This window comes from Pseudoalteromonas sp. Z1A6, from assembly GCF_011378745.1.
In the GTDB taxonomy this organism is placed as follows: Bacteria; Pseudomonadota; Gammaproteobacteria; order Enterobacterales; family Alteromonadaceae; genus Pseudoalteromonas; species Pseudoalteromonas arctica.
Window position 1 is genome coordinate 1 of sequence record NZ_WTKW01000146.1, and the last position, 10,152, is coordinate 10,152.

At 40.2% G+C, this 10,152-nt stretch carries 7 protein-coding genes; 1 reads left to right on the top strand and 6 read right to left on the bottom strand.

Annotated elements, in window-relative coordinates; all coding sequences use genetic code 11:
- Nucleotides 1-44: 44 nt before the first annotated feature.
- From lpdA to ampD, 6 genes are all read right to left on the bottom strand, one after another.
- Nucleotides 45-1,469 (bottom strand): dihydrolipoyl dehydrogenase, encoded by a 1,425-nt coding sequence (gene lpdA / locus GQR46_RS10710; protein ID WP_007586124.1) that lies wholly within the window; start codon nt 1,467-1,469, stop codon nt 45-47.
- Nucleotides 1,470-1,644: 175 nt separating this feature from the next.
- Nucleotides 1,645-3,561: a pyruvate dehydrogenase complex dihydrolipoyllysine-residue acetyltransferase gene (gene aceF, locus GQR46_RS10715; protein ID WP_165740941.1), complete on the bottom strand. Its 1,917-nt coding sequence runs from the start codon at nt 3,559-3,561 to the stop codon at nt 1,645-1,647.
- A 10-nt stretch (nt 3,562-3,571) separates the two neighbouring features.
- A complete protein-coding gene (gene aceE / locus GQR46_RS10720; protein WP_165740942.1) occupies nt 3,572-6,238 on the bottom strand; it encodes a pyruvate dehydrogenase (acetyl-transferring), homodimeric type in 2,667 nt (888 codons plus the stop codon).
- A 90-nt stretch (nt 6,239-6,328) separates the two neighbouring features.
- Nucleotides 6,329-7,078 (bottom strand): pyruvate dehydrogenase complex transcriptional repressor PdhR, encoded by a 750-nt coding sequence (gene pdhR / locus GQR46_RS10725; protein ID WP_007586129.1) that lies wholly within the window; start codon nt 7,076-7,078, stop codon nt 6,329-6,331.
- Between the two features lie 352 nt (nt 7,079-7,430).
- The gene (gene ampE, locus GQR46_RS10730; RefSeq protein ID WP_165740943.1) at nt 7,431-8,282 is read right to left on the bottom strand and encodes a beta-lactamase regulator AmpE; all 852 of its coding nucleotides are present in this window, start codon (nt 8,280-8,282) and stop codon (nt 7,431-7,433) included.
- Between the two features lie 13 nt (nt 8,283-8,295).
- Nucleotides 8,296-8,850, bottom strand: a complete 555-nt coding sequence (gene ampD, locus GQR46_RS10735) for a 1,6-anhydro-N-acetylmuramyl-L-alanine amidase AmpD (RefSeq protein ID WP_165740944.1) — start codon at nt 8,848-8,850, stop codon at nt 8,296-8,298.
- Between the two features lie 294 nt (nt 8,851-9,144).
- Between ampD and nadC the strand changes: the two genes are divergently transcribed.
- Nucleotides 9,145-9,996, top strand: a complete 852-nt coding sequence (gene nadC, locus GQR46_RS10740; protein WP_165740945.1) for a carboxylating nicotinate-nucleotide diphosphorylase — start codon at nt 9,145-9,147, stop codon at nt 9,994-9,996.
- Nucleotides 9,997-10,152: the final 156 nt, after the last annotated feature.

Here is a 10,152-nt window from a genome sequence, read left to right on the forward strand (position 1 = left end):
CCCAACCGAAGTTGGGTTTTTCAAACAAATGCTAAAAAGTTAAATTACTTCTTTTTAACTGCTTTTTTGTTTGGTAAGTCAGTGATCGAACCTTCAAAAATTTCAGCTGCAAGGCCGATTGATTCATTCAATGTAGGGTGAGCATGAATAGTAAGCGCTAAGTCTTCACCATCAGCACCCATTTCAATACCTAAACCGATTTCGCCAAGCATTTCGCCCGCGTTAATACCGATCATAGCACCACCGATTATACGGCCACTTTCTTTATCAAAAATAAGTTTAGTAGAGCCTTCAGTACGAGATGATGCAATAGCACGGCCAGATGCTGCCCACGGGAATACCGCAGTTTCAATTTTTAGGCCTTGCTCTTTTGCTTCTTTCTCAGTAACACCTACCCAAGCGATTTCTGGGTCAGTATACGCAATCGAAGGAATACATTTAGGGTCGAAGAAATGCTTCTGACCAGAAATAACTTCTGCAGCAACATGACCTTCATGAACCGCTTTATGCGCAAGCATAGGCTGGCCAACTAAGTCACCAATTGCAAAAATATGGCTTACGTTAGTACGTAATTGCTTATCAACATTAATAAAGCCACGCTCATCAACGTTTACGCCCGCTTTTTCAGCATCAAGTAAGTTACCGTTTGGAGTACGGCCAACTGCAACAAGCACTTTGTCGTAACGTACAGGTTCTGCTGGTGCGTTTTTACCTTCAAACGTTACGTATAAGCCATCTTTTTTAGCTTCAACACCAACAACTTTAGTTGAAAGCATTACGTTGAATTTTTTGCTTACGTATTTTTGGTAAATTTTGATAATGTCTTTATCAGCTGCTGGAACTAATTGGTCAGCAAATTCTACAACATCAATTGCAGAACCTAGTGCACGGTAAACCGTACCCATTTCAAGACCGATAATACCACCACCAAGTACAAGTAGTTTTTCTGGTACATCTTTAAGCTCTAGCGCGCCAGTTGAATCAATTACACGGTCATCTTGTGGGATGAAAGGTAAGTTAACTGGTTTAGAACCTGCTGCAATAATCGCGTTATCAAACGTGATAGTTGTAGAGTCTTTCTCGCCTTCGACTACTAAAGTATTGCTGCCAGTGAATTTACCGTAACCAGATACAACTTTCACTTTACGCATTTTAGCCATGCCCTCTAGTCCACCAGTTAACTGGCCAACTACAGAATCTTTCCAAGTACGAACTTGGTCAAGATCGATCTTTGGTGCGCCAAAAGTAACACCATGAGATGACATTTCAGCTGCATCATCAATCACTTTAGCTACGTGTAAAAGTGCTTTTGAAGGAATACAACCAACATTAAGACATACGCCGCCTAATGTTTCACGAGATTCTACCAATGTAACTTCTAAGCCCAAGTCAGCAGCGCGGAATGCCGCAGAGTAACCACCAGGACCACCGCCTAGTACAACAACTTGAGTTTTTAATTCGTTGCTCATGCTATTACCTTAATTGTTTGAACGGGACACTGCCCTAAAGTTTAACTGCCATGTTTCTGCAAGGCAGAAAGTGAGAGCAGATCACAAATTTGTGCAAAGATTGTATCATTGCAAATACTAAAAATCCCAGCTAAAAACAACTGGCTGGGATTTGATTCTATTCATTGTCCAGCGATTACATCACCAATTGGCGAATATCGCTCATGTAACTTGCAAGAGTCACAGTAAAGCGTGCAGCAAGTGCTCCGTCAATAACCCTATGGTCGTACGACATAGACAGCGGAACCATTAGTTTTGGTTCAAACTCTTTGCCATTCCATTTAGGTTTCATTTCAGATTTAGACACACCTAAAATAGCAACTTCTGGTGCATTAACAATCGGCGTAAATGCCGTACCGCCAATACCGCCAAGGCTAGAAATAGTAAAACAACCACCTTGCATATCAGACGATGTAAGCTTCCCGTCACGTGCTTTAACAGATACTTCCATTAATTCGCGTGATAGTTCAATAATGCCTTTTTTATCAACATCTTTAAACACTGGTACAACTAAACCGTTTGGCGTATCAACTGCAACACCAATGTTAATGTACTTTTTAAGGATTAAGCTTTCGCCGTCCGCAGAAAGCGATGAGTTGAATTTTGGAAATTCAGCAAGTGCTTTTGCAGCTGCTTTCATTACAAACACAAGTGGCGTAATTTTAACACCCAGCTTTTTCTTCTCGCTAAGCACATTTTGCTCTTTACGGAATACTTCAAGGCTTGTGATATCAGCTTCGTCAAACTGTGTAACATGTGGGATTTGCACCCAGTTACGGTGTAAGTTTTTGCCTGATAGCTTTTGAATACGAGACAGCTTTTGCTCTTCAATTTCGCCAAACTTAGCAAAATCTACTTTAGGCCATGGAATAAGACCAAGCTCGCTGCCACCAGCATTACTACCTGCAGATAATTGACCCGACTCAACTTGCTTAACTAAGTTTTTAACATAGTTTTGCACGTCTTCTTTAACTATACGGGCTTTGCGACCAGTGCCTTTTACGTTAGCTAGGTTAATACCAAACTCACGCGCTAAACGGCGAACAACAGGTGATGCATGAGCATACGCGCTGTTTTCTGTGAAGCTTTCATTACTTGCTTTTGCTGGTGCCGCTTGAGCCGGTGCCGACTCAGTTTTAGCCGCAGCTGCAGGTGCTGATTTTTCAGTGGGTGCAGATACCGCTGGCGCACTGCCTGCAACTTCAAATACAAAAATTAATGAGCCTGTCGATACTTTATCGCCTGCGGCTACTTTAATTTCTTTAACTGTACCTGCAAATGGAGCGGGTACTTCCATTGCAGCTTTGTCGCCTTCAACGTTTAAGATTGATTGATCTTCTTCCACCGTATCGCCAACTGCAACCATAATTTCAGTTACTTCAACTTCATCGCCACCAATATCAGGTACATTAACTTCTTTAGTACTTGGTGCTGCGTTTGCTGTTGAGCTAGCTGCTGGCGCTTCTACAGGAGCCGACTCTTTAGCCGGTGCTGCAGATTCACTTCCTGCTACTTCAAAAACAAACACTAATGAGCCTGTTTTAACTGTATCGCCAGCGGCGACTTTAATTTCTTTAACTATACCGGCAAATGGAGCTGGAACTTCCATTGCTGCCTTGTCGCCTTCCACGTTTAAGATAGATTGCTCTTCTGAAACGGTGTCGCCAACAGCAACCATGATTTCAGTTACTTCAACTTCATCATCGCCAATATCTGGTACGGTTACTTCTTTAGTTGAAGAACCTGTAGAAGCAGCAGGTGCTGCCTCTTCAGATTTAGCTGGAGTAGCGGCTGATGCTTTTTCTTCACCAGTGCTTTCACTCTCGCCTTCAAACAAAAATACTAAAGAGCCAGTTGTAACGGTGTCGCCAACGTTTACTTTAATTTCTTTAACTGTACCCGCTTGCGAAGCAGGTATTTCCATTGATGCTTTGTCGCCTTCAACATTTAATAATGATTGGTCCACATCTACTTTGTCGCCAACGCTTACTAATATTTCGGTTACTTCTACTTCATCGTCACCAATATCTGGTACTTTAATTTCAATACTCATTGCAAACCTCTTATGCGTACAGTGGGTTAAGTTTGTTAGTGTCGATGTTGAACTTTTTAAGTGCTTCAACAACTACTGACTTCTCAACTTCACCGCGTTTAGCAAGTTCAGATAACGTAGCAACAACAACGTAGCCCGCGTTAACTTCAAAGTGACGACGTAGGTTTTCACGGCTATCAGAACGACCGTAACCATCGGTACCTAACACTTTGTAGTTGCTGCTTGGAATGAATGAACGCGCTTGTTCTGCGTAGTTTTTCATGTAATCCGTTGCTGCAACAGTCACAGAGTCGTTTAATACGCTTGTGATGAATGCTGTTTTTTGCTCGCCTTCAGGATTAAGCATGTTGAAACGTTCAACATCTTGACCTTCACGCGTTAATTCGTTGAAAGACGTTACAGAGAACACGTCAGACGCAATGCCATACTCTTCGCTTAGAATCGTAGCGGCTTTACGTACTTCAGTCATAATAGTACCTGAGCTTAATAGCTGTACGTTGGCTTTTTTACCTTCGTAACTTTCAAGCTTATAAATACCTTTACGAATACCTTCTTCAGCGCCTTCTGGCATAGCTGGCTGATGGTAGTTTTCGTTCATAAGCGTTAGGTAGTAGTAAATATTTTCTTGGTCATCACCGTACATACGACGAATACCGTCTTGTACAATAACAGCAACTTCAAACGCGTAAGTTGGGTCATATGAAATACAGTTAGGAACCGTATTAGCAAGAATATGACTGTGACCATCTTCGTGTTGCAAGCCTTCACCATTTAACGTTGTACGACCCGCAGTAGCACCTAATAAGAAACCACGTGCTTGTTGATCGCCCGCCATCCATGCCATGTCGCCAACGCGTTGGAAACCAAACATAGAGTAGTAAATGTAGAATGGGATCATTGGTAAATCGTTAGTGCTGTATGAAGTTGCAGCAGCAACCCATGACGACATTGCACCTAACTCATTAATACCTTCTTGAAGCACTTGCCCTGATACAGTTTCTTTGTAGTAAGAAACAATATCACGATCCTGTGGCGTATAGTTTTGGCCATGCGGATTGTAAATACCGATTTGACGGAATAAACCTTCCATACCAAATGTACGCGCTTCATCGGCAATAATTGGTACGATGTTTTTACCAATGCCTTTATCTTTTAATAAGATATTAAGTGCACGAACAAAACCCATAGTCGTAGAAATATCACGTTTTTGTTCTTCAAGTAGCGGCTTAAATGCGTCTACTTCTGGCAACGTAAGTTTTTCACTAAAACGTGGAATACGCTTAGGTGTATAACCTTTAAGTTCATCACGACGAGCATGTAGGTATTTATACTCAGGTGAACCTTCTTCAAGCTCTAAATAAGGTAGTTCTGCAAGTTGATCTTCAGATACTAAATCGTCAAGACCAAGGCGTGAACGTAAATGTGCAACATGCGACATGTCCATTTTTTTCACTTGGTGCGCAATGTTTTTACCTTCAGCTGCTTCACCCATGCCGTAACCTTTTACAGTTTTAGCAAGAATTACAGTTGGACGGCCTTTAGTGTCTTCTGCTTTTTTAAATGCAGCAAATAATTTTGATGACTCATGACCACCACGCTTAAGCGCGAAAATTTCGTCATCTGTCATGTCAGCAACAAGTGCTGCTGTTTCTGGGTAACGACCAAAGAAGTTTTCACGTACGTACGCACCATCTTTAGCTTTATACGTTTGGTAATCGCCATCAACAGTTTCGTTCATTAACTGTAGTAATTTACCCGTTGTGTCTTTAGCTAGAAGAATATCCCAACCGCTGCCCCACACTAGTTTAATTACGTTCCAGCCAGCGCCTTTAAACAAGCCTTCTAGCTCTTGAATAATTTTACCGTTACCCATAACTGGGCCGTCTAAACGCTGTAAGTTACAGTTAACTAAGTAACAAAGATTATCTAGTTTTTCACGTGCAGCAAAAGAAATGGCACCGCGTGATTCTGGCTCATCCATTTCACCGTCACCTAAAAACGCGTATACACGTTGGTTTTTAGTATCTTTTAAGCCACGACCATCTAAGTATTTTAAGAAGCGTGCTTGGTAAATAGACGAAATAGGACCTAAGCCCATTGATACCGTAGGGAACTGCCAAAATTCAGGCATTAACTTAGGGTGTGGGTACGATGGTAAGCCTTCGCCATCAACTTCTTGGCGGAAGTTATCTAGTTGTGCAGCCGATAAACGACCTTCAACAAATGCACGTGCATAAATACCAGGAGAAATATGACCTTGGTAATAAACTAAGTCACCACCGTCTACATCATTTGGTGCTTTAAAAAAGTGGTTAAAACACACTTCATAAAATGCAGCAGATGATTGGTAAGACGCCATATGGCCGCCTAAGTCGAGATCTTTTTTAGATGCACGTAGAACGATCATAATCGCGTTCCAACGTATAATTGAACGAATACGACGCTCAAGATTTACATCACCCGGGTAAGCAGGTTCTTGATCTACAGGAATAGTATTAACGTAGTTCGTGGTAATACCCGTTGGCATATCAACGCCGTCTAAACGGGCTTGCTCTAATACTTGCTCAAGTAAAAACTGAGCTCGTTCAACACCTTCTTCGCGCACAACTGATTCAAGAGCTTGTAACCACTCTTGTGTTTCTAGCGCGTCTACGTCAATTTTATTGACTTCAGACATATGGAGGTTTCCTTATGTTTAAAATACGAATATTGTTAATTTAATATCACAGCTACTTAATTTATGTGTTCAAAGTAGTTATGTACTAACTTAATTTTGTTTAGTGCGTCTTAAACTACGTTCAATTCGCGAATGTTCTTTGCCTGCTTCAAGTAGTGCTTCTTCTATAAATGCTAAGTGCGCATTACTTGCTAAACGGGCTTGTTCTGGATTACCGTCAATAACGGCATCCATTAATAAACGCCTGTGTTGGGCTAATTGACTGCTAATATCTGACTTTTTTAATAAAACAGTTAAATTTTGCAATACATTTTGCTCAAGCAGCGCTTTCATGCCTCTTACTAAATGCAGTAACACCACATTATGCGAGGCTTCTGCCACGCTAAAGTGAAATGCATTAATTGCTTTTGCTTTTTGCTGTAAATCATCATTAACTAGGGCAATTTTATCAAAGCTTTCTTTCACTTTGCTAAAATCGTTGCTGGTCCCGCGCAGTGCCGCGTAGTAAGCAGCAATCCCTTCTAATGCATGACGAAATTCAAGTAAATCAAACTGCGACTCAGGGTGTTTACTAATCAAATCAAAAAGTGGATCAGTAAGCCCTTCTTCGAGCTGATTTTTTACAAACGTGCCGCCACCCTGGCGACGCGTAACTAAACCTTTCGCTTCTAATTTTTGAATTGCCTCACGCAGTGACGGGCGAGACACTTCAAATTGCTTTGCTAGTTCACGCTCTGGTGGCAACTTTTCACCTGGTGCTAACGAGCCTTCAAGAATCATGTTCTCGAGTTGCTGTAAAATAACATCAGATAACTTTGCTGCTTTGATCTTTAAAGACATGAATCAACGTCCGCGTTGTATAAATACCAAGAGCCCATAAAGCGGGGCTTTGAGTAGTATGATTTACCCAAAAGGTAAATTGGTCATACCAAAAATTTTCAATACGGTATCAAAAACCTTATTAGCTGTCAATTTACAGGTAACTTGAGCAATTAAAGTAGCGTAACGCATTTTGAACGAAGATTAAACAATGCGCAATTTACAAAAATTGTTATAACGTTAATAGGATGAAAACAATTGGTCTGACCAGAAGAAATTAGAATATTAGCTCTATTTTATTGTGTTTAAAAATTGCAGGAAGAGATTAAAGCACCTTACATTGCATAAGGTACTTTATTAAAAAGGTATTAACTTAAGACAGTCCACCAAATAATGTAAGTAGTGCTATAAGTACTAAGTAAAATAATACATTGCGCTTAACAAGCTTAATCATACAAGTGGCCTCGTAGGTACAGCCGTAATAACGCTTTTCAACTTGCTCTGCAGCCAGCGCAGTACATGTTACTACTTCTCGGTTTGGAGATTTAAAGTTAAGTACGTAACGTAGCCAACAGCTAGTGCCTTTATTAAAGTTACCTATTACTAAATAACCAAAGCTGGTAATACGTGCAGGTAACCAGTCGAGCCAAAATAAAAGTTTGTGTATAAGCTTAAACCGCTTAGCAAATATTACTTTATGATCTTCTCGTACTAAATCGGCTAAGGTACGCACTAACGCATATAAAACAGCACCTGGCGCGCCTAAAACAACAAACCAAAAAATAACCGCACAGTAAAATCTAAAGTTCACCCACGCCAATGTTTGCCCAAAGGTTTCACCGTTTTCTTCGCCTTCAGTACGTTTTTGTCCTATTTGCAATGCATATAATGATGCCGCAGTACCATCATCTCGTGTTAACGCATTTAAATACGACTTATATAAAGCACGCTGCTTAGCACAACCAAAGCACACTAAAAGCACTGCGATATTAATGCCCAACTGCCACAAAACAAAATCAGATAAACAATAAATTAGTGCCATAGCTATTACCGGGAGTAGTAGCCAAATTAAAAAGCCCGGTGCAGAGCTAAATAAGCCCTTATCACCAAGTAATTTATTAGAGCGATTTAAATAACCATTTGCGTAATAACTTATTTGCCAGTAATTAGACCGAGCGCCTAAGCGCTCAAGTATTAATGCAATTATTATAGAAACTAAAATCATGGGAATAACTCTCTTAACTTAGTTGTTCAAGCATATTAAAAAACAATGGCCAATTAAAGCTACTGCCAGGATCAGTTTTACGCCCTGGGGCAATATCGCAATGCCCCACAATACGCGAAGGGGTAATTTTTGGATAGCGTTGCATTATAGATTTACTAAGTGTAGTTAATGTTTTGTACTGCGCTAAAGAATATGGCGTGGTGTCGGTACCTTCAAGCTCAATGCCAATACTAAAGTCATTACAAGCAGGCACGCCCTCAAACTCAGATTGCCCTGCATGCCAAGCGCGCTTTTCAAAAGGCACGTATTGTATAACCTCACCGGTGCGCTTTATAAAGCAATGAGCCGATACACGTAAATTCTTTAAGTCACTAAAACTCGGATGAGCATTGCAATCAACGCTACCCATAAATAACTCATCAACGAAAGGTGTACCAAACTGCCCTGCTGGCAACGATATGTTATGAATAACCAATAACGAAATACCAGCCTCATCAGGGCGCTCATCAAAGTGCGAACAAGGCCGCTGCGCTACAGTACTTAAAACACCGTTTAAATCTATTTTCATGATACGTTTATTATATAAATATCAAGATATACATAGCACTGATGCTAATGGATTTATTAAAAAAATGATAGTGATTGTAAAAGTGATAGTGAGAAGCGAGGTATAAAACCTCACCTACAAATAACTCAAAACACACACCGATGAAAACCCACTCCACCCCAATATATAAACGAACCTGTAGGTGCGAATTTACTTCGCGCTTGTTTAACTTTTTACTTAAAAGCCAATCGCTTCTCTTTCTTTTATAAACATAGTAAAATTTGCTTAATTTATTAACGCTTATGAGCTTTTATTATGTCTATCCCGCACTCTTTAGTTAGCCGACTTGTCACTCTTGCACTTGACGAAGATTTAAATTATCAAACCGCGCAAGAAGGCGATATTACTGCGCAGCTTATTCCACAAAATGAGCAAGCAAACGCCAAAGTAATTACCCGCGAAGACTGTATTTTTTGCGGGAAAGACATCATCCTCGAAGTATTTAAACAAGTAGACCCAAGTGTTAAAGTTAATGTACTTATAAATGATGGCGACGCAGTTAAAGCAAACAGCACATTATTTACCGCTATTGGCTCGGCTCGTTCAATATTAACCGCCGAACGTACTGCACTTAACTTTGTACAAACTTTATCAGGCACTGCAACTACTACAGCACATTATGTAAAAGAGCTAAGTGGTACAACAACGCAACTACTTGATACACGCAAAACCATACCCGGTCTGCGAGTACTTCAAAAATACGCAGTAAAATGTGGAGGTGGTGCAAACCATCGCATTGGGTTATTTGACGCCTTTTTAATTAAAGAAAATCACATTGCGGCTTGCGGCACAATAAACAAAGCCGTAGCTCAAGCTAAACAAAACCACCCAAACAAACCAGTCGAAGTAGAAGTAGAATCACTCCCTGAACTTAAGCAAGCTATTGATGCTGGCGCCGACATAATAATGCTCGACAACTTTAGCGTAGAGCAAATTAAACAAGCCGTAGTTTTAACCAATAAGCGTGCAAAATTAGAGATTTCGGGAAATATGACACTAGAAACACTCAAAACTTACTCACAAGCAGGCGTCGATTTTATATCAAGCGGAGCGTTAACAAAAAACTTACAATCAATCGATTTATCGATGCGTTTTGAACAACTTTAAAGCAACTTTCACCAATTAATACCGCTAATAGATTGACAAGTTAAGTAAAAAAGCATTAAATAATCCGAAAGGCTTGCTTTGTAACATTTTGTTAAATAAAATCGCTTTTTTATAAGAAGATAAGTGCTAAATACTAAAATAAAATGGTAGACTCAT